Source organism: Streptomyces ambofaciens ATCC 23877, from assembly GCF_001267885.1.
GTDB lineage: Bacteria > Actinomycetota > Actinomycetes > Streptomycetales > Streptomycetaceae > Streptomyces > Streptomyces ambofaciens.
The window spans coordinates 2,978,577-2,996,273 of sequence record NZ_CP012382.1; the positions used below are offsets into that span (position 1 = coordinate 2,978,577).

The window sequence follows — 17,697 nt, forward strand, 5'->3', positions numbered from 1 at the left end:
ATGGACCACAAACTCTCCCCCGAACTCGAGGACCTCCGCCGCACGGTGGAGGCGTTCGCCCACGACGTCGTGGCGCCCAAGATCGGCGATTTCTACGAGCGGCACGAGTTCCCGTACGAGATCGTCCGGGAGATGGGCCGCATGGGCCTGTTCGGCCTGCCGTTCCCGGAGGAGTACGGCGGCATGGGCGGCGACTACCTCGCCCTCGGCATCGCCCTGGAGGAGCTGGCGCGGGTCGACTCGTCGGTGGCCATCACGCTGGAGGCGGGCGTCTCGCTGGGCGCGATGCCCCTGCACCTGTTCGGCACCGAGGAGCAGAAGCGCACGTGGCTGCCCCGCCTGTGCTCCGGTGAGATCCTCGGCGCCTTCGGCCTGACCGAGCCGGACGGCGGTTCGGACGCGGGCGCGACACGGACGACGGCGCGCCTGGACGAGGCGACGGGCGAATGGGTCATCAACGGCACGAAGTGCTTCATCACCAACTCGGGCACGGACATCACGGGCCTGGTGACCGTCACGGCGGTCACCGGCCGCAAGCCGGACGGCCGTCCGCTGATCTCGGCGATCATCGTCCCCTCCGGCACCCCGGGCTTCACGGTGGCCGCCCCGTACTCGAAGGTCGGCTGGAACGCGTCGGACACCCGAGAGCTGTCCTTCTCCGACGTCCGGGTCCCGGCGGCGAACCTGCTGGGCGAACAGGGCCGCGGCTACGCCCAGTTCCTGCGCATCCTCGACGAGGGACGCATCGCCATCGCCGCGCTGGGCACGGGGCTCGCGCAGGGCTGTGTGGACGAGTCGGTCGCCTACGCGAAGGAACGTCACGCCTTCGGCAAGCCGATCGGTGCCAACCAGGCCATCCAGTTCAAGATCGCCGACATGGAGATGAAGGCCCACACCTCCCGCCTCGCCTGGCGCGACGCGGCCTCCCGGCTGGTGACGGGCGAGCCCTTCAAGAAGGAGGCGGCGCTGGCGAAGCTGTACTCGTCGACGGTCGCGGTGGACAACGCCCGGGACGCGACGCAGATCCACGGCGGCTACGGCTTCATGAACGAGTACCCCGTGGCCCGGATGTGGCGGGACGCGAAGATCCTGGAGATCGGCGAGGGCACCAGCGAGGTCCAGCGGATGCTGATCGCCCGGGAGTTGGGCCTGGTGAGCTAGGCGTCGGACGGTCCGGCGGGGCTGGTCGCGGCCCCGCCACTGGACAAGATCTGAGGTTAGGCTAACCTACCTTGAACTTGTCCCGCGGACGCTCCGCACCGTTCGAAAGCAGCCACACCATGCCCAACGCCAGAGCTACCCACCTGACCCGCCGCGGAATCCTCGCCGCGGGCGGCGCCCTCGGCCTCGGCGCCGCGCTCACGGCCTGCGGTGACGACGACGCGAAAAGCGGTGGCTCGGACGACAAGGCGGCCGGCAAGTCCGGCCCCTGGTCCTTCAAGGACGACCGCGGCACGACCGTGAAGCTGGACGAGGTCCCCACGAGCATCGTCGCCTTCACCGGTGTCGCCGCCGCCCTCCACGACTACGGCGTCCAGGTCAAGGGCGTCTTCGGCCCGACCACGACCAAGGACGGCAAGCCCGACGTCCAGGCCGGCGACCTCGACGTCGACAAGGTCACCGTCCTCGGCAACGAGTGGGGCAAGCTCAACGTCGAGAAGTACGCCACCCTCGCCCCCGAGCTGCTCGTCACCACGACCTTCGACACCGCCGGCACCCTCTGGTCCGTCCCCGAGGACTCCAAGGACAAGGTCGCCAAGCTCGCCCCGAGCGTCGCGATCTCCGTCTTCGACCGTCAGCTCACCCAGCCGTTGCAGCGCATGTGGGAGCTGGCCGAGTCGCTCGGCGCCGACATGAAGGCGAAGAAGGTCACCGACGCCAAGGCCGCCTTCGAGAAGGCCGCGGCCCGGCTGCGCGCCGCCGCCAAGGCCAAGCCCGAGATCCGGGTGCTGGCCGGCTCCGCGAGCGCGGAACTCTTCTACGTCTCCGGCACCAACCTCTCCGTCGACCTGGAGTACTTCAAGGCCCTCGGCGTGAACTTCGTCGAGCCCTCCGAGGAGGCCAAGAAGGCGACCGGCGGCTGGTTCGAGTCCCTGAGCTGGGAGAACGTCGACAAGTACCCGGCCGACGTCATCATCATGGACGACCGCGCCTCGACCATCCAGCCCGCGGACATCACCGAGGGCACCTGGAAGCAGCTCCCCGCGGTCAAGGCCGGCCAGGTCATCGCCCGCTCCCCCGAGCCGATCCTGTCCTACGACAAGTGCACGCCGCTCCTCGACAACCTGGCCGAGGCGATCGAGAACGCCAAGAAGGTCGGCTGACCTCCCCTTCTCCCCGGAGCCCTTCATGACGACGGCCGTAGCCGCCCCGTTCCGTTTCTTCTCCCTCCAGGTCGTACGGACGAGGCGGCTCGGCCCGTCCCTGGCCCGGGTCACCTTCGCGGGGCCCGACCTGTGCGCCTTCCACTCCGACGGACAGGACCAGTCCCTGTCGCTGTTCCTGCCGCACCCGGGGCAGTCGGAGCCGGCCGTTCCCGTCGAGCTGGGAGACGGCTGGTGGCAGGGGTGGCGTGAACTCCCCGACGACGTGCGGGCGGTGATGCGCTCGTACACGCTGCGGGCGCTGCGCCGGGACGCCGACGGCGACACCGTCGAGATCGACGTCGACTTCGTGCTGCACGGGGTCGACCCCGCCTCGCCGGTCCAGGCGGGCCCCGCCGCCCGCTGGGCCGCCGGCGCCGCCCCCGGCGACCGCGTGGTCCTGCTCGGCCCGGCGGTCGCGGACAACCGGGCGATCCGCTTCCGCCCTCCCGAGGACACCGACCTGGTGGTGATCTGGGGCGACGAGACCGCCGTACCGGCCGCCTGCGCCGTCCTCGAGTCCCTCCCGGCCGGCACCCGCGCCCGGGTCTGGCTGGAGGTGCCGCACGCCGAGGACGTCCAGGACCTGGAGACCGCGGCGGACGCCGAAGTCACCTGGCTGGTCCGGGACACCACCGACGGCCCCGGGACCACCCTCGCCACCCTGCGCGCGGCCCAGCTCCCGCCCGCCGCCCACCCCTACGTCTGGATCGCCGGCGAGTCCGGCCGCGTCAAGCAGCTGCGCCGGCACTTCGTGGGCGAGCGTGGCGTCGACCGCCGCCGCGTCACCTTCGTCGGCTACTGGCGTCAGGGCCTGACGGAGGAACAACTCCGCGAGCAGGGCTGACGACCGGCGTCGCCGAGGCCTCAACTCACCGTCCGTGACGAACGATTGAGGCGAGAGTGACGGCAGTCACGTGCAGGCACGCGTTTGACCGGAGGAAGTTAGGTTAGGCTAACCTAAGTCGAAGTGAGGGTTCCGCCCTCTCCCGCCTCTCCCGCCCCTCTCGGACCTGTCCCCACCGGAGGACCCCCCCCATGCGCTCGCACCTGCTCAACGACGCCACCGCGGAGCAGTACCGCCGCTCCGTGACCGAAGGAGTCGAGCGGGTGGCCGCCAGAATCGCCACCACCGACCGCCCGTTCACCGGCGTCGCGGTCGACGCCCTCTCCCCCCGCATCGACGAGATCGACCTCGACCGCCCGCTGCACGACACGGCCGCGGTCCTCGACGAGCTGGAGGACGTCTACCTCCGCGACGCCGTCTACTTCCACCACCCCCGCTACCTCGCCCACCTCAACTGCCCGGTCGTCATCCCGGCCGTGCTCGGCGAGGCCGTCCTGTCGGCCGTCAACTCCTCACTGGACACCTGGGACCAGTCGGCCGGCGGCACGCTCATCGAGCGCAAACTGATCGACTGGACCGCCGCCCGCATCGGCCTCGGCCCGGCGGCCGACGGCGTGTTCACCTCGGGCGGCACGCAGTCCAACCTCCAGGCGCTGCTCCTGGCCCGCGAGGAGGCGAAGACCGAGAACCTCGCCGACCTGCGTGTCTTCGCCTCCGAGGTCAGCCACTTCAGCGTGAAGAAGTCGGCGAAACTGCTCGGCCTCGGCCCCGACGCCGTCGTCTCGATCCCCGTCGACCACGACAAGCGCATGCAGACCGTCGCCCTCGCCCGGGAACTGGAGCGCTGCGCGCAGGACGGCCTCGTCCCCATGGCCGTCGTCGCCACCAGCGGCACCACCGACTTCGGCTCCATCGACCCGCTGCCGGAGATCGCCGGGCTGTGCGAGCAGTACGGCGTGTGGATGCACGTCGACGCGGCCTACGGCTGCGGACTGCTCGCCTCCCTGAAGTACCGGGACCGGCTGACCGGCATCGAGGCGGCCGACTCGGTCACCGTGGACTACCACAAGTCCTTCTTCCAGCCGGTGAGTTCCTCGGCGGTGCTGGTCCGGGACGCGGCCACCCTGCGCCACGCCACCTACCACGCGGAGTACCTCAACCCGCGCCGCATGGTGCAGGAACGTATCCCCAACCAGGTGGACAAGTCCCTCCAGACCACCCGCCGCTTCGACGCGCTCAAGCTGTGGATGACGCTGCGCGTGATGGGTGCCGACGGCATCGGGCAGCTCTTCGACGAGGTGTGCGACCTGGCTGCCGAGGGCTGGAAGCTGCTCGCCGCCGACCCCCGCTTCGACGTCGTCGTCGAGCCGAGCCTGTCCACCCTGGTCTTCCGCTACATACCGGCGGCCGTCACCGACCCCGCCGAGATCGACCGCGCCAACCTGTACGCCCGCAAGGCCCTGTTCGCCTCCGGCGACGCCGTGGTCGCGGGCACCAAGGTGGCCGGACGCCACTACCTGAAGTTCACCCTGCTCAACCCCGAGACGACCACGGCCGACATCGCCGCCGTCCTCGACCTGATCGCCGGCCACGCCGAGCAGTACCTGGGAGAGTCCCTTGACCGCGCTTCCTGATTCCGCCACGACGTACGACTTCGTGGGGATCGGCCTCGGCCCCTTCAACCTCGGCCTCGCCTGCCTCACCGAGCCCATCGCCGAACTGAACGGCGTCTTCCTGGAGTCCAAGCCGGACTTCGAGTGGCACGCCGGCATGTTCCTGGAGGGCGCCCACCTCCAGACGCCGTTCATGTCGGACCTGGTGACGCTCGCCGACCCGACGTCCCCGTACTCCTTCCTCAACTACCTGAAGGAGAAGGGCCGGCTCTACTCGTTCTACATCCGCGAGAACTTCTACCCGCTGCGCGTCGAGTACGACGACTACTGCCGCTGGGCCGCGAACAGACTGAGCAGCGTCCGCTTCTCCACGACGGTCACCGAGGTGACCTACGACGAGCGGGAGGAGCTGTACGTCGTCGCGACCACCGGCGGCGACACCTACCGCGCCCGCCGCCTCGTCCTCGGCACCGGCACCCCGCCGCACGTCCCCGACGCCTGCCGCGGTCTGGCCGGGGACTTCATCCACAACTCGCGCTACGTGCAGCACAAGGCCGAGCTCCAGAAGAAGGACTCGATCACGCTGGTCGGCAGCGGCCAGTCCGCCGCCGAGATCTACTACGACCTGCTCGGCGAGATCGACGTCCACGGGTACCGGCTCAACTGGGTGACGCGCTCGCCGCGCTTCTTCCCGCTGGAGTACACCAAGCTCACGCTGGAGATGACCTCCCCGGAGTACGTGGACTACTACCACGCGCTGCCGGAGCCGACCCGCTACCGCCTCACGGCCGAGCAGAAGGGCCTCTTCAAGGGCATCGACGGCGACCTGATCAACGAGATCTTCGACCTGCTCTACCAGAAGAAGCTCGGCGGCCCGGTCCCCACCCGCCTGCTCACCAACTCCGCTCTGACCGACGCCCGGTACGCGGACGGCACGTACACCCTCGGCTTCCGCCAGGAGGAGCAGGGCCGGGACTTCGAGATCGAGACCCAGGGCCTGATCCTGGCCACCGGCTACAAGTACGCCGAGCCGGAGTTCCTCAAGCCCGTCCGGGACCGGCTGCGCCACGACTCGCAGGGCAACTTCGACGTCGCCCGCAACTACTCCGTCGACGTCACCGGCCAGGGCGTGTTCCTGCAGAACGCGGGTGTCCACACGCACAGCATCACCAGCCCCGATCTGGGCATGGGTGCCTATCGCAACAGCTACATCATCCGAGAGCTGCTCGGCACCGAGTACTACCCGGTCGAGAAGTCGATCGCGTTCCAGGAGTTCAGCGCATGACCACCCCCACGAAGGCCGCCGGCCTCGGCGCCCTGACCATCCGCCCCCTCGACCCGCTGAAGGACGCCGCACTCCTGCACAGCTGGGTCACGCACCCCAAGTCCGCCTTCTGGATGATGCAGGACGCGAAACTGGTGGACGTCGAGCGCGCGTACATGGAGATAGCCGCCGACGAGCACCACCACGCCTTCATCGGCCTGCACGACGGCGTCCCCGCCTTCCTGATGGAGAAGTACGACCCGGCCCACCGCGAACTGACCGGGCTGTACGAGCCCGAGCCGGGCGACGTCGGCATGCACTTCCTGGTCGCCCCCACCGACCGGCCCGTGCACGGCTTCACCCGGGCCGTCATCACCGCCGTCATGGCCGAACTGTTCGCCGACCCGGCGACCGCCCGGGTCGTCGTGGAGCCGGACGTCGACAACAAGGCCGTCCACGCCCTGAACGCCGCCGTCGGATTCGTGCCCGAGCGCGAGATCCAGAAGCCGGAGAAGAAGGCCTTGCTGAGTTTCTGCACCCGCGAGCAGTTCGAGAGGGCGGTGTCCGCATGAGCCTCGCCGACGCCGTGGCCCACCTCTCCCCCGAGCGCTGGGAGCAGGCCAACCGCCTCCTGATCCGCAAGGCCCTGGCCGAGTTCACGCACGAGCGGCTGCTCACGCCGGAACGCACCGCCGGCGACGCGTACGTCGTGCGCGGCGACGACGGCGCGACCGAGTACCGCTTCACCGCCACCGTCCGCGCCCTGGACCACTGGCAGGTCGACGCCGACTCGATCACCCGGCACCGCGACGGCGCGGACCTCCCCCTCGCGGCGCTCGACTTCTTCGTCGAGCTGAAGGAGACGCTGGGTCTGAGCGACGAGATCCTGCCCGTCTACCTGGAGGAGATCTCCTCCACCCTCTCCGGGACCTGCTACAAGCTCACCAAGCCGAAGCTCACCTCGGCCGAGCTGGCGGACAGCGGCTTCCAGGCGATCGAGACCGGCATGACCGAGGGCCACCCCTGCTTCGTCGCCAACAACGGGCGGCTCGGCTTCGGCGTCCACGAGTACCTGTCGTACGCCCCCGAGACCGCGAGCCCGGTCCGCCTGGTGTGGCTGGCCGCGCACCGCTCGCGGGCCGCGTTCACGGCGGGCGTGGGCATCGAGTACGAGTCCTTCGTGCGCGACGAGCTGGGCGAGGGGACCGTCGAGCGCTTCCACGGCGTGCTGCGCGAGCGGGGCCTGGACCCGGCCGACTACCTGTTCATCCCGGTCCACCCCTGGCAGTGGTGGAACAAGCTCACCGTCACCTTCGCCGCCGAGGTCGCCCGCGGGCACCTGGTGTGCCTCGGCGAGGGCGACGACGAGTACCTGGCCCAGCAGTCCATCCGGACCTTCTTCAACTCCTCGCACCCCGAGAAGCACTATGTGAAGACGGCCCTGTCCGTCCTCAACATGGGTTTCATGCGCGGCCTGTCGGCGGCGTACATGGAGGCCACCCCGGCCATCAACGACTGGCTCGCCCAGCTCATCGAGGGCGACCCGGTGCTCAAGTCGACGGGTCTGACGGTCATCCGGGAGCGGGCGGCCGTCGGCTACCGGCACCTGGAGTACGAGCGGGCCACCGACCGCTACTCGCCGTACCGCAAGATGCTCGCGGCGCTGTGGCGGGAGAGCCCGGTGTCCTCCCTCCAGGAGGGCGAGACGCTGGCCACCATGGCCTCCCTCGTCCACGTCGACCACCGGGGCGCCTCCTTCGCGGGCGCGCTGATCGAGCGGTCGGGACTGACCCCCACCGAGTGGCTGCGGCACTATCTGCGGGCCTACTTCGTCCCGCTGCTGCACAGCTTCTACGCCTACGACCTGGTCTACATGCCGCACGGCGAGAACGTGATCCTCGTGCTGAAGGACGGCGTCGTGCAGCGGGCCGTCTACAAGGACATCGCCGAGGAGATCGCGGTGATGGACCCGGACGCGGTGCTGCCTCCGGAGGTCTCCCGGATCGCGGTGGAGGTCCCCGAGGACAAGAAGCTGCTGTCGATCTTCACGGACGTCTTCGACTGCTTCTTCCGCTTCCTCTCCGCGAACCTGGCCGGCGAGGGGATCGTCGAGGAGGACGCCTTCTGGCGGACGGTCGCCGAGGTCACCCGTGAGTACCAGGAGTCGGTGCCGGAGCTGGCCGACAAGTTCGACCGGTACGACATGTTCGCGCCCGAGTTCGCGCTGTCCTGCCTCAACCGGCTCCAGCTGCGCAACAACAGGCAGATGGTGGACCTCGCGGACCCGTCCGGCGCGCTCCAGCTGATCGGCACCCTGAAGAACCCCATCGCGGGCCTGTAGCGAAGGCCCCGCACGGACGGGCGGGCACCCCGGAGACGGTCCTCCGGGGTGCCCGTTCAGGCGTCCGCGGTCAGTCCCTCCAGGGCACCTGCGGGGACCGGTAGTAGTCGATCCCCCTCGCCTCCCAGCGCGGGGCCTGCGCGGCGAGCCGCACCTTGTAGGTGTCCCAGTCGTGCGTCGAGGCCGGGGACCAGCCCAGCTCGGCCACGCCCGGCAGCCTCGGGAAGGCCATGAAGTCGAGCTGGTCCGGGTTCTCCAGGGTCTCCGTCCACATCGGCGCCTCGACGCCGCGCACCGCGGAGGCCGGCGCCCCCGGCAGATAGGCGCCCGGATCCCAGTCGTAGGACCGCTGCACCTCCACGTAGCCCGCCCAGGACAGGCCCAGCGGGGTGTCCTTGGTGTACTTCATGTCGAGGTACGTCCGGTCGGCCGGGGACAGGATCAGTCCGGTGCCGTTCCGCGCGGCCTCGGCGACCCGTGCCTTCTCCGCGTCGCTGGTCCGGTCCAGGCCCCAGTACTGGACCAGCGCGCCCTCGGCCGGGTTCGCGCCGGCCAGCTGGTGCCAGCCGATGACCGTCTTGCCGTGCTCGGCGACGATCGGCTGCACCCGGTCCATGAACTTCACGTAGTCGTCGTGCGGCGTGGAGTGCGCCTCGTCGCCGCCGATGTGGAAGTAGCGGCCCGGGGTGAGGGCCGCCAGTTCCCGCACGACGTCGTCGACGAAGTCGTAGGTGACCTCCTTGTCGACGCACAGCGAGCTGAAGCCGACCTCGATGCCGGTGTACAGCGGGGGTGCCACCCCGTCGCAGTTCAGCTCCGCGTAGGAGGCGAGGGCCGCGTTGGTGTGGCCCGGCATGTCGATCTCCGGGACGACCTCCAGGTGGCGGGAGGCGGCGTAGCGGACGATCTCCTTGTAGTCGGCCTTGGTGTAGAAGCCGCCGGGTCCGCCGCCCACCTCGGTGGAGCCGCCGTACGTCGCCAGGCGCGGCCAGGAGTCGATGGCGATGCGCCAGCCCTGGTCGTCGCTGAGGTGCAGGTGGAGCTTGTTGTACTTGTAGAGGGCGACCCGGTCGATGTAGCGCTTGACCTCGTCGACGCTGAAGAAGTGCCGCGAGACGTCCAGCATGGCGGCCCGCCACTCGTAGCGCGGGCTGTCCGTGACGGTGCCGCCCGCGACCAGCCAGGGGCCGGGCTGCACGGAGTCCTTCTCGACGGCGGCGGGCAGGAGCTGACGGAGGGTCTGGACGCCGTGGAAGAGGCCCGCCGTCTCCCGGGCGGTGATGGTGACGCCGGCGCGGCCGCTGTCGAGGCGGTACCCCTCCTCGCCGTACGGGCCGCCCGCCAGGCGGAGCCGGATGCCGCCCTGGCCGTGGGAGGTGACGGGCAGTCGGTAGCCGGTGGAGGGCCGCAGGACGTCCGCGAGGTAGTCGCCGACCCGGCGCGCCCCGCGCGAGTCGTCCACGCGGATGCGGGTGCCCGGGGTGATGCGGTACGGGGCGCCGCCCGGGTCCACCGAGGCGGGGGCCGGGATCACCTGGTGCAGCGGGGTCGCCGCCGTCCCCCGGGCCGGTGCCGCGCCCGTGGTGACGGCGCAGGCCGCCGCGACCAGCAGCAACGAGCCCAGCAGGCGGGTCATTCGGGGAGTCGTTCTGTGGTGCCGTCGATGAGGTCTCACGTGCGCTCCCTTGTGAGGCGTACAGAGATGTGTCCCAGAGGGTAGGGACCACACTCCCGCACCACCACCCCGCGCAGAAGCGATGGAACAATCTCCACATGGCGGAAATCATCCAGAAGGACGGCACGTGGGTCTTCGACGGCGACACCCTGCGGCTGACTCCCGGCCGGGACAAGAACGTCAGCCTGCTCCGGCGGGAGCTGGGTGAACTCTCCGTTCCCCTGGTGGCGTTGGCGGGCATATCGTTCGAGCAGGGCAAGAAGTCCGGGCGCCTGCGGCTGCGGCTGCGGGACGGCGCCGACCCGCTGCTGCACGCCACCGGCGGCCGGCTGACCGAGCCGCACGACCCGTACCAGCTGACCGTGGACACCGACCGGTACGGCGTCGCCGAGTACTTCACGGACGAGGTGCGCAACGCCCTGCTCCTGGACCAGGTTCCGTCCGGCCCCGTCGACGCCTACCTGCTGCCGGGGCCCGCCGTCCCGCTGTCGGTGTCCGCCGGGGACGGCGTGGCGAGCTTCGACGGCGAGCGCGTCCGCCTGGAGTGGAAGTGGCAGGCGGAGGACGCCAAGTCGGCCGCCGGGCCGCGCACCCTCCCCCTGACCGACATCGTCGCGGTGGAGTGGCAGCCGACGGTCGGACTGGAGAACGGCCACCTCCGCTTCACCGTGCGGGCCGCGCCGAGCAAGGTGCCGCCCAAGTACGACCCCAACGCCGTGGAGCTGTGGGGCTTCAAGAAGGACCCGCTCATGGCCCTGGTCGCCGCGGCCGTACAGGCCCGCCTCCCGCACCCGGCGGCCGCGCCCGCGGCCCCGGAGTCAGCCGGGCCGGCCGAGGAGACGCCGGCCGCGGCCCCCGCCGCCGAGGACGACCACGACGCGCTGCTGCGGCGGCTGCGGGAGCTGGGGGACCTGCACCGCTCCGGGGTGCTCACGGACGAGGAGTTCACCCTCGCCAAACAGGCGGTTCTGAAGCGCATGTAGGGGCACCCACGGGCAGCCGACCCACGCACCAGCCCGCCACCCTGCCCGAAATCGGGCAGGATTCTTGCGAAACCCTCACCGGTACCCCAGGATCTACCGGGTGCACGACGAACTCGTTGATCATCTGACGCGGTCCACCCCCCTCAACCGGGGCGAGGCACTGCGCGTGGTCCAGGACGTGCTCGCCTACTTCGACGAGACGACCGAGGAGTACGTCCGTCGCCGCCACCGCGAGCTCCAGGCCCAGGGCCTGGTGAACGCGACGATCTTCGAACGGATCGCGGCGGACCTGAAATACCGGGCGGTCGCACCGCCGGAGCTCTCGCTCCGCCAGTTGCGCCGCATCGTCTACGGCTGAGAAGCCGAAGAGGAACACGAGGTTTACGTATACATGTGCGGAATCGTCGGATACATCGGCAAGCGTGACGTCGCGCCCCTGCTCCTCGAGGGCCTCCAGCGACTGGAGTACCGCGGCTACGACTCGGCGGGCATCGTCGTCACCTCCCCGAAGGCGACCGGCCTGAAGATGGTCAAGGCCAAGGGCCGGGTCCGCGACCTGGAGGCCAAGGTCCCGGCCCGCTTCAAGGGCACCACCGGCATCGCCCACACCCGCTGGGCCACCCACGGCGCCCCGTCCGACGCGAACGCCCACCCGCACATGTCGGTCGACCAGAAGGTCGCCGTCGTCCACAACGGCATCATCGACAACGCCGCCGACCTGCGCCGCAAGCTGGAGGCGGACGGTGTCGAGTTCCTCTCCGAGACCGACACCGAGGTCCTCGTCCACCTCATCGCCCGCTCCGAGGCGGCGAAGCTGGAGGACAAGGTCCGCGAGACCCTGCGGGTCATCGAGGGCACCTACGGCATCGCCGTGATGCACGCCGACTTCCCCGAGCGCATCGTCGTGGCCCGCAACGGCTCGCCGGTCGTCCTCGGCATCGGCGAGAAGGAGATGTTCGTCGCCTCGGACATCGCCGCGCTGGTCGCCCACACCCGCCAGATAGTCACCCTCGACGACGGCGAGATGGCCACCCTCAAGGCGGACGACTTCCGCACCTACACCACCGAGGGCACCCGCACCACCGCCGAGCCGACCACCGTGGAGTGGGAGGCGGCCTCCTACGACATGGGCGGCCACGACACCTACATGCACAAGGAGATCCACGAGCAGGCCGAGGCCGTGGACCGCGTGCTGCGCGGCCGGATCGACGACCGCTTCTCCACCGTGCACCTCGGCGGCCTGAACCTGGACGCCCGCGACGCGCGTGCCGTGCGCCGCGTGAAGATCCTCGGCTGCGGCACCTCGTACCACGCGGGCCAGATCGGCGCCCAGATGATCGAGGAGCTGGCCCGCATCCCCGCGGACGCCGAGCCCGCCTCCGAGTTCCGCTACCGCAACGCGGTCGTCGACCCCGACACCCTGTACATCGCGGTCTCCCAGTCCGGCGAGACGTACGACGTGCTGGCCGCCGTGCAGGAGCTCAAGCGCAAGGGCGCCCGCGTCCTCGGCATCGTCAACGTGGTCGGCTCGGCGATCGCCCGCGAGGCCGACGGCGGCATGTACGTGCACGCCGGGCCCGAGGTCTGCGTCGTCTCCACCAAGTGCTTCACCAACACCTGCGTCGCCTTCGCGCTGCTCGCCCTGCACCTGGGCCGCACCCGCGACCTGTCCGTGCGCGACGGCAAGCGGATCATCGAGGGGCTGCGCAAGCTGCCCGCGCAGATCGCCGAGATGCTGGAGCAGGAGGAGGACGTCAAGAAGCTGGCCGCGCAGTACGCCGACGCCCGCTCGATGCTCTTCATCGGCCGCGTCCGGGGCTACCCGGTCGCCCGCGAGGCCTCCCTGAAGCTCAAGGAGGTCTCCTACATCCACGCCGAGGCCTACCCGGCCTCCGAGCTGAAGCACGGCCCGCTCGCCCTGATCGAGCCGGCCCTGCCGACGGTCGCCATCGTGCCGGACGACGACCTGCTGGAGAAGAACCGCGCGGCGATGGAGGAGATCAAGGCCCGCAGCGGTCAGATCCTCGCCGTCGCCCACCAGGAGCAGGAGAAGGCCGACCACACCATCGTCGTCCCGAAGAACGAGGACGAGCTGGACCCCATCCTGATGGGCATCCCCCTCCAACTCCTCGCCTACCACACGGCCCTGGCCCTCGGCCGGGACATCGACAAGCCGCGGAACCTCGCCAAGTCGGTGACGGTGGAGTAGGCCGCCCGACCGGCTCTCCCCGCCGGCCTTCCCGACCGGTCCTCCCGAACCGGCCGGACGCAGAACGGACCCCCTCGCGCGCCACCACGCGCAGGGGGTCCGTTCTCATCGCCTGGGAGCCGCCCGCCCCTACGCGTCGGCGGCTGCACGCCGCACGATCGGAAGGGAGCGCCTCACCGCCGAGGCCGCCGAGGGATGACCACGAGCCGCTACGGGATGACCACCACGGGCCGCTGCGCCCGCTTGGCGAGGCGCCCGGCGACGGAGCCGAAGAGCCGGCCCACCAGGCCGTGGCTCGACCCGACCACGATGGCGTCCGCCTCGTACTCCCGGCCCACCTCCTCGAGCTCGTGGCAGATGTCTCCGCCGCGCTCGACCAGGATCCAGGGCACCTCGGAGAGGTAGTCCGCGCAGGCCAGCTCCAGACCCAGCACCTCGGTGCGGTGGTCCGGTACGTCGACGAAGACGGGAGGCTCGCAGCCGGCCCACACCGTGGTGGGCAGCCGGTTGGCGACGTGCACGATGACCAGGCCCGAGCCGAGCCGGCACGCCATGCCGATGGCGTAGGCGAGGGCGCGCTCACTGGACGTGGAGCCGTCGAAGCCCACGACGACACCGTGCTTGAAGGCGGGGTCGCAGGACTGGCGTGGCTCTTCGGCCGCCAGGGGCTCGGCCGCCGTGGGCTCGGCGACGGGCCGCTTGCGGTCCGCGGGTTCGAAGAATGAGTGACCGGCCATGGCTGTCTCGGCGTTTTTATCCTCTATGGGGGACAACAGGGAGCGGCGGAGCTGTGTCCGGGAATGGTCTTTCCAAGCCCATACCCCCAAGGGTACGGGGCCACGCCTCCTTCGCCCGGATCCCGCGGTTGGTCCGCCGCGGGGTTCACCGGAGCATGCACGAGGGGCGCCCGTAACGCAATGGTTGCTGCGCTGTACAGGCGGTTTGCGCGGGATTCAACTGTCCGTGATCAGTCGTGACCCACGCGCCTCCCGGGCGTTGATCTCCGTGCCACCAGCCCCAGGGAGCACGCATGTCCGGACCGCACCACCCCACCGAGCCGGCGCCTGGGGCGGCCGGCCCCGCGGCCGCCGCGCCGCCCCGGGACGGCGTCACCGATCTGGTCCGCTGGGCGGCGTTCAGCTGCTTCCTCGTCCCGGTGGTGCTCCTCTGGTACGGCGCCTCCTTGGCCGGCACCGCCGGCACGGCCCTGGGTCTGGCCGCCGTCACCGGCGCCTGCCGCCTGCTGCTGCGCCGGTCCGCACGGGTCGCGGCCCGGCCGGCGGGCCCGGACTCCGCGCCGCGGGCCGGCCACCGGCACCGCGCCGCACCGCCCGCACGCAGGGGCGGACGGCACGCAGGGGAAAACACACCGGTCGGCTGACCGGTTTCCGCGCACGCGCCCGCTCCTTTTCAGCCAACTTCCCAGGGTGGCTCATCCCTGCCCCTCACCACCCCCCATCCCCCGTTCCACCTGCACGGAAAGGGTCTCAGGGGCCCTGCGCACCCTACGGGGATTGGCCACTGACACAAGGCGCACTTCCCTGTGGCGCCCCGGAGTGCAACGCTTCGTGATCGACTGCTTCACGCCAAGTTGCCATGTCGACAATGTCCCAAGTGCCGAACCGGCCACCTCGGCACGACCGGACACAGTAGATTCGATCTTGACTGTCTACGGCGGGGGACTCGTGCAGGACCGAGGGGAAACGTGCTGGAGCGACAGGCCCGACAAGTTAGGGGCGCCGCGACCACCGAGGGGGGCTTAGCAGTTATGAGCCACGACTCCACTGCCGCGCCGGAAGCCGCGGCCCGGAAGCTCTCCGGGCGACGCCGCAAGGAGATCGTCGCAGTGCTGCTGTTCAGCGGCGGTCCCATCTTCGAGAGTTCCATACCGCTGTCGGTGTTCGGGATCGACCGCCAGGACGCCGGCGTACCGCGCTACCGACTACTGGTGTGCGCCGGTGAGGAGGGACCCCTGCGGACCACAGGGGGACTGGAACTCACCGCGCCCCAGGGGCTGGAGGCGATCTCCCGCGCCGGGACGGTCGTCGTACCCGCCTGGCGATCGATCACCTCGCCGCCACCCGAGGAAGCCCTCGACGCCCTGCGTAGGGCGCACGAGGAGGGCGCACGCATCGTCGGCCTGTGCACCGGCGCGTTCGTGCTGGCGGCGGCCGGGCTGCTCGACGGCCGGCCCGCCACCACGCACTGGATGTACGCGCCGACGCTGGCCAAGCGCTATCCGTCGGTCCACGTCGATCCGCGCGAGCTGTTCGTGGACGACGGGGACGTGCTGACGTCGGCGGGCACGGCCGCGGGCATCGACCTGTGCCTGCACATCGTGCGCACCGACCACGGCAACGAGGCGGCCGGTGCGCTGGCCCGCCGCCTGGTGGTGCCGCCGCGCCGCGCGGGCGGCCAGGAGCGCTACCTCGACCGGTCTTTACCGGAGGAGATCGGCGCCGACCCGCTCGCCGAGGTCGTCGCCTGGGCTCTGGAGCACCTCCACGAGCAGTTCGACGTGGAGACGCTGGCGGCCCGCGCGTACATGAGCCGCCGCACCTTCGACCGCCGGTTCCGTTCGCTGACCGGCAGCGCGCCGCTGCAGTGGCTCATCACCCAGCGGGTCCTCCAGGCGCAGCGCCTCCTGGAGACGTCGGACTACTCGGTCGACGAGGTCGCGGGCCGCTGCGGCTTCCGCTCGCCGGTCGCCCTGCGCGGCCACTTCCGCCGGCAGCTCGGCTCGTCACCGGCCGCCTACCGGGCCGCCTACCGGGCGCGCCGCCCCCAGGGCGACCGTCCGGTGGACCCGGAGTCCGGCGCCGAGGCGGCCTCCCGGGTCCCCGCCCCGCCCGAGGCCGCGGCCCTGCCGCCGGAAAGCGCGGTCCCGTACCAGACCCGCCGCACGGCACCGCCGATGCCGGCGGCGGGGAGCCTGCCGGGGCAACGCAGCGCACCCTGACGTGACGCAGCACCCGCCGGACGGGCCCACCGGGCCCGTCCGGCACCCCGGCCTCGTGGGGCACCCCGGCCGCGTGGGGCACCCCGGCCTCGTCGGGCACCGGCCCGTCCGGCCCGCCAGGCACCCGGCCCGTCCGGCACCTCGACCCGTCAGGTGCGCCTGGGCCCGCCCAGCACCTCGGCCTCGTCGGACACCCCGGCCTCGTGGGGCACCCCGGCCTCGTGGGGCACCGGCCCGTCCGGCCCGTCCAGCACCTGACCCGTCCGGCGCGCCTGGGTCCGTGCAGCACCTCGACCCGTCCGGCGCCTCGGGCCCGCCCGGCACCCCGCATCTCCTGATGCCGCATACGCCCTGGTGGGACGCAGCCCCTCCCTCGGCCTGCCCGGCCCGCTCCGCGGCGCGCCCCGGGATCGGAGGGCGCGGCCGGCCCGGGGACGGACGGGGCCGTCCGGGCGTGAGGCCGTCCGGTCCTCAAGGCCGTCCGGTCCGCGGTCGGGCCGGGGGCGAGGCCTCGGGCGAGGCCGACACCGACGCCGGGGGACCGGACCGCGGACACCGGCCGTAGGGTGTCCGCATGAACGATCGCATGGTGTGGATCGACTGCGAGATGACCGGCCTCTCGCTGTCCGACGACGCGCTCATCGAGGTTGCCGCCCTCGTCACCGACTCCGAGCTGAACATCCTCGGCGAGGGTGTCGACATCGTCATCCGTCCGCCGGAGCGGGCGCTGGAGACGATGCCGGAGGTGGTGCGTCAGATGCACACCGCGTCCGGCCTGCTCGCCGAGCTCGACGGCGGCACCACCCTCGCGGACGCCGAGGCGCAGGTCCTCGCGTACGTGCGCGAACACGTGAAGGAACCGGGCAAGGCCCCGCTGTGCGGCAACTCCGTCGGCACCGACCGCGGCTTCCTGCTGCGGGACATGTCCACGCTGGAGAGCTACCTCCACTACCGGATCGTCGACGTCTCCTCGATCAAGGAGCTGGCCCGCCGCTGGTACCCGCGGGCGTACTTCAACAGCCCCGAGAAGAACGGCAACCACCGCGCGCTCGCCGACATCCGCGAGTCCATCGCCGAGCTGCGCTACTACCGGGAGGCCGTCTTCGTACCGCAGCCGGGCCCCGACTCCGACACCGCGAAGGCGATCGCCGCCAAGCACGTGGTGCCCGCCCCGTAGGGGCGCCGGCCCGGCGCCCGGCGGCGCCGGGAAAGGCTGGCGCGAGCACCCCTTCGGACCCTGTACACTTTTTCTCAGCCGGTCGGGGAAGCCCGCCACGCGGGATTCCAGCACCGGCCTTGGTGGGTGTAGCTCAGTTGGTAGAGCACCTGGTTGTGGTCCAGGTGGCCGCGGGTTCAAGTCCCGTCACTCACCCTGAACGATCAGCCGGTGCCCCTCGGAAGAGGGGCACCGGCTGATCGCGTTGACGGGCCGGCGGGGCCGCA

At 71.0% G+C, this 17,697-nt stretch carries 15 protein-coding genes and 1 tRNA gene; 14 read left to right on the plus strand and 2 right to left on the minus strand.

The features are described 5' to 3' along the window. The 7 genes from SAM23877_RS13250 (at position 1) to SAM23877_RS13280 (ending at position 8,428) form a co-directional block, all read left to right on the plus strand. Positions 1-1,161, plus strand: a complete 1,161-nt coding sequence (locus SAM23877_RS13250) for an acyl-CoA dehydrogenase family protein (RefSeq protein ID WP_053131300.1) — start codon at positions 1-3, stop codon at positions 1,159-1,161. Positions 1,162-1,280: 119 nt separating this feature from the next. Continuing rightward, positions 1,281-2,324: an ABC transporter substrate-binding protein gene (locus SAM23877_RS13255; RefSeq protein WP_053131303.1), complete on the plus strand. Its 1,044-nt coding sequence runs from the start codon at positions 1,281-1,283 to the stop codon at positions 2,322-2,324. Positions 2,325-2,349: 25 nt separating this feature from the next. Beyond that, positions 2,350-3,210, plus strand: coding sequence for a siderophore-interacting protein (locus SAM23877_RS13260; RefSeq protein ID WP_053131306.1), 861 nt, complete (start codon positions 2,350-2,352; stop codon positions 3,208-3,210). A gap of 191 nt (positions 3,211-3,401) precedes the next feature. After that, complete coding sequence (desA, locus tag SAM23877_RS13265) at positions 3,402-4,844, plus strand: lysine decarboxylase DesA (protein ID WP_053131311.1); 1,443 nt, start codon at positions 3,402-3,404, stop codon at positions 4,842-4,844. Next, complete coding sequence (locus SAM23877_RS13270; RefSeq protein WP_053131313.1) at positions 4,828-6,108, plus strand: lysine N(6)-hydroxylase/L-ornithine N(5)-oxygenase family protein; 1,281 nt, start codon at positions 4,828-4,830, stop codon at positions 6,106-6,108. The genes desA and SAM23877_RS13270 overlap by 17 nt, the downstream gene beginning before the upstream one ends. After that, positions 6,105-6,659, plus strand: a complete 555-nt coding sequence (locus SAM23877_RS13275; protein ID WP_053131325.1) for a GNAT family N-acetyltransferase — start codon at positions 6,105-6,107, stop codon at positions 6,657-6,659. The genes SAM23877_RS13270 and SAM23877_RS13275 overlap by 4 nt, the downstream gene beginning before the upstream one ends. Further along, a complete protein-coding gene (locus SAM23877_RS13280; protein ID WP_053131327.1) occupies positions 6,656-8,428 on the plus strand; it encodes an IucA/IucC family protein in 1,773 nt (590 codons plus the stop codon). The genes SAM23877_RS13275 and SAM23877_RS13280 overlap by 4 nt, the downstream gene beginning before the upstream one ends. Before the next feature lie 70 nt (positions 8,429-8,498). Here the strand turns inward: SAM23877_RS13280 and SAM23877_RS13285 are convergent, their stop codons facing one another. Next, complete coding sequence (locus SAM23877_RS13285; RefSeq protein ID WP_053131331.1) at positions 8,499-10,103, minus strand: beta-N-acetylhexosaminidase; 1,605 nt, start codon at positions 10,101-10,103, stop codon at positions 8,499-8,501. A 98-nt stretch (positions 10,104-10,201) separates the two neighbouring features. Here SAM23877_RS13285 and SAM23877_RS13290 point away from each other — a divergent pair, with 98 nt between their 5' ends. The 3 genes from SAM23877_RS13290 to glmS all read left to right on the plus strand — a co-directional run bounded on the left by SAM23877_RS13290 (position 10,202) and on the right by glmS (position 13,295). Next, complete coding sequence (locus tag SAM23877_RS13290) at positions 10,202-11,086, plus strand: DUF4429 domain-containing protein (protein WP_053131335.1); 885 nt, start codon at positions 10,202-10,204, stop codon at positions 11,084-11,086. 100 nt (positions 11,087-11,186) lie between these two features. After that, on the plus strand, positions 11,187-11,444 hold the full coding sequence (locus SAM23877_RS13295; RefSeq protein WP_053131338.1) for a hypothetical protein: 258 nt from the start codon (positions 11,187-11,189) through the stop codon (positions 11,442-11,444). A 33-nt stretch (positions 11,445-11,477) separates the two neighbouring features. Continuing rightward, the gene (gene glmS / locus SAM23877_RS13300; RefSeq protein WP_053131341.1) at positions 11,478-13,295 is read left to right on the plus strand and encodes a glutamine--fructose-6-phosphate transaminase (isomerizing); all 1,818 of its coding nucleotides are present in this window, start codon (positions 11,478-11,480) and stop codon (positions 13,293-13,295) included. Positions 13,296-13,504: 209 nt separating this feature from the next. On the opposite strand, the gene SAM23877_RS13305 is transcribed toward glmS, so the two are convergent. After that, on the minus strand, positions 13,505-14,032 hold the full coding sequence (locus SAM23877_RS13305; protein ID WP_053131343.1) for a universal stress protein: 528 nt from the start codon (positions 14,030-14,032) through the stop codon (positions 13,505-13,507). Positions 14,033-14,325: 293 nt separating this feature from the next. Between SAM23877_RS13305 and SAM23877_RS13310 the strand changes: the two genes are divergently transcribed. The 4 genes from SAM23877_RS13310 (at position 14,326) to SAM23877_RS13325 (ending at position 17,626) form a co-directional block, all read left to right on the plus strand. Beyond that, the gene (locus SAM23877_RS13310; RefSeq protein ID WP_063482124.1) at positions 14,326-14,676 is read left to right on the plus strand and encodes a hypothetical protein; all 351 of its coding nucleotides are present in this window, start codon (positions 14,326-14,328) and stop codon (positions 14,674-14,676) included. Positions 14,677-15,063: 387 nt separating this feature from the next. Further along, positions 15,064-16,254: a helix-turn-helix domain-containing protein gene (locus SAM23877_RS13315; protein WP_053131347.1), complete on the plus strand. Its 1,191-nt coding sequence runs from the start codon at positions 15,064-15,066 to the stop codon at positions 16,252-16,254. Between the two features lie 574 nt (positions 16,255-16,828). Continuing rightward, on the plus strand, positions 16,829-17,431 hold the full coding sequence (gene orn / locus SAM23877_RS13320; RefSeq protein WP_053131351.1) for an oligoribonuclease: 603 nt from the start codon (positions 16,829-16,831) through the stop codon (positions 17,429-17,431). A gap of 122 nt (positions 17,432-17,553) precedes the next feature. Continuing rightward, positions 17,554-17,626 (plus strand) — tRNA-His (locus SAM23877_RS13325). The last annotated feature ends 71 nt before the right edge of the window (positions 17,627-17,697 follow it).

What these genes read in the sequence shown, in the direction of transcription:
- SAM23877_RS13250 (WP_053131300.1), top strand. Translation starts at nt 1, where the DNA reads ATGGACCACAAACTCTCCCCCGAACTCGAGGACCTCCGCCGCACGGTG.
- SAM23877_RS13255 (WP_053131303.1), top strand. Translation starts at nt 1,281, where the DNA reads ATGCCCAACGCCAGAGCTACCCACCTGACCCGCCGCGGAATCCTCGCC.
- SAM23877_RS13260 (WP_053131306.1), top strand. Translation starts at nt 2,350, where the DNA reads ATGACGACGGCCGTAGCCGCCCCGTTCCGTTTCTTCTCCCTCCAGGTC.
- desA (WP_053131311.1), top strand. Translation starts at nt 3,402, where the DNA reads ATGCGCTCGCACCTGCTCAACGACGCCACCGCGGAGCAGTACCGCCGC.
- SAM23877_RS13275 (WP_053131325.1), top strand. Translation starts at nt 6,105, where the DNA reads ATGACCACCCCCACGAAGGCCGCCGGCCTCGGCGCCCTGACCATCCGC.
- SAM23877_RS13280 (WP_053131327.1), top strand. Translation starts at nt 6,656, where the DNA reads ATGAGCCTCGCCGACGCCGTGGCCCACCTCTCCCCCGAGCGCTGGGAG.
- SAM23877_RS13290 (WP_053131335.1), top strand. Translation starts at nt 10,202, where the DNA reads ATGGCGGAAATCATCCAGAAGGACGGCACGTGGGTCTTCGACGGCGAC.
- glmS (WP_053131341.1), top strand. Translation starts at nt 11,478, where the DNA reads ATGTGCGGAATCGTCGGATACATCGGCAAGCGTGACGTCGCGCCCCTG.
- SAM23877_RS13305 (WP_053131343.1), bottom strand. Translation starts at nt 14,032, where the DNA reads ATGGCCGGTCACTCATTCTTCGAACCCGCGGACCGCAAGCGGCCCGTC.
- SAM23877_RS13310 (WP_063482124.1), top strand. Translation starts at nt 14,326, where the DNA reads ATGTCCGGACCGCACCACCCCACCGAGCCGGCGCCTGGGGCGGCCGGC.
- SAM23877_RS13315 (WP_053131347.1), top strand. Translation starts at nt 15,064, where the DNA reads ATGAGCCACGACTCCACTGCCGCGCCGGAAGCCGCGGCCCGGAAGCTC.
- orn (WP_053131351.1), top strand. Translation starts at nt 16,829, where the DNA reads ATGAACGATCGCATGGTGTGGATCGACTGCGAGATGACCGGCCTCTCG.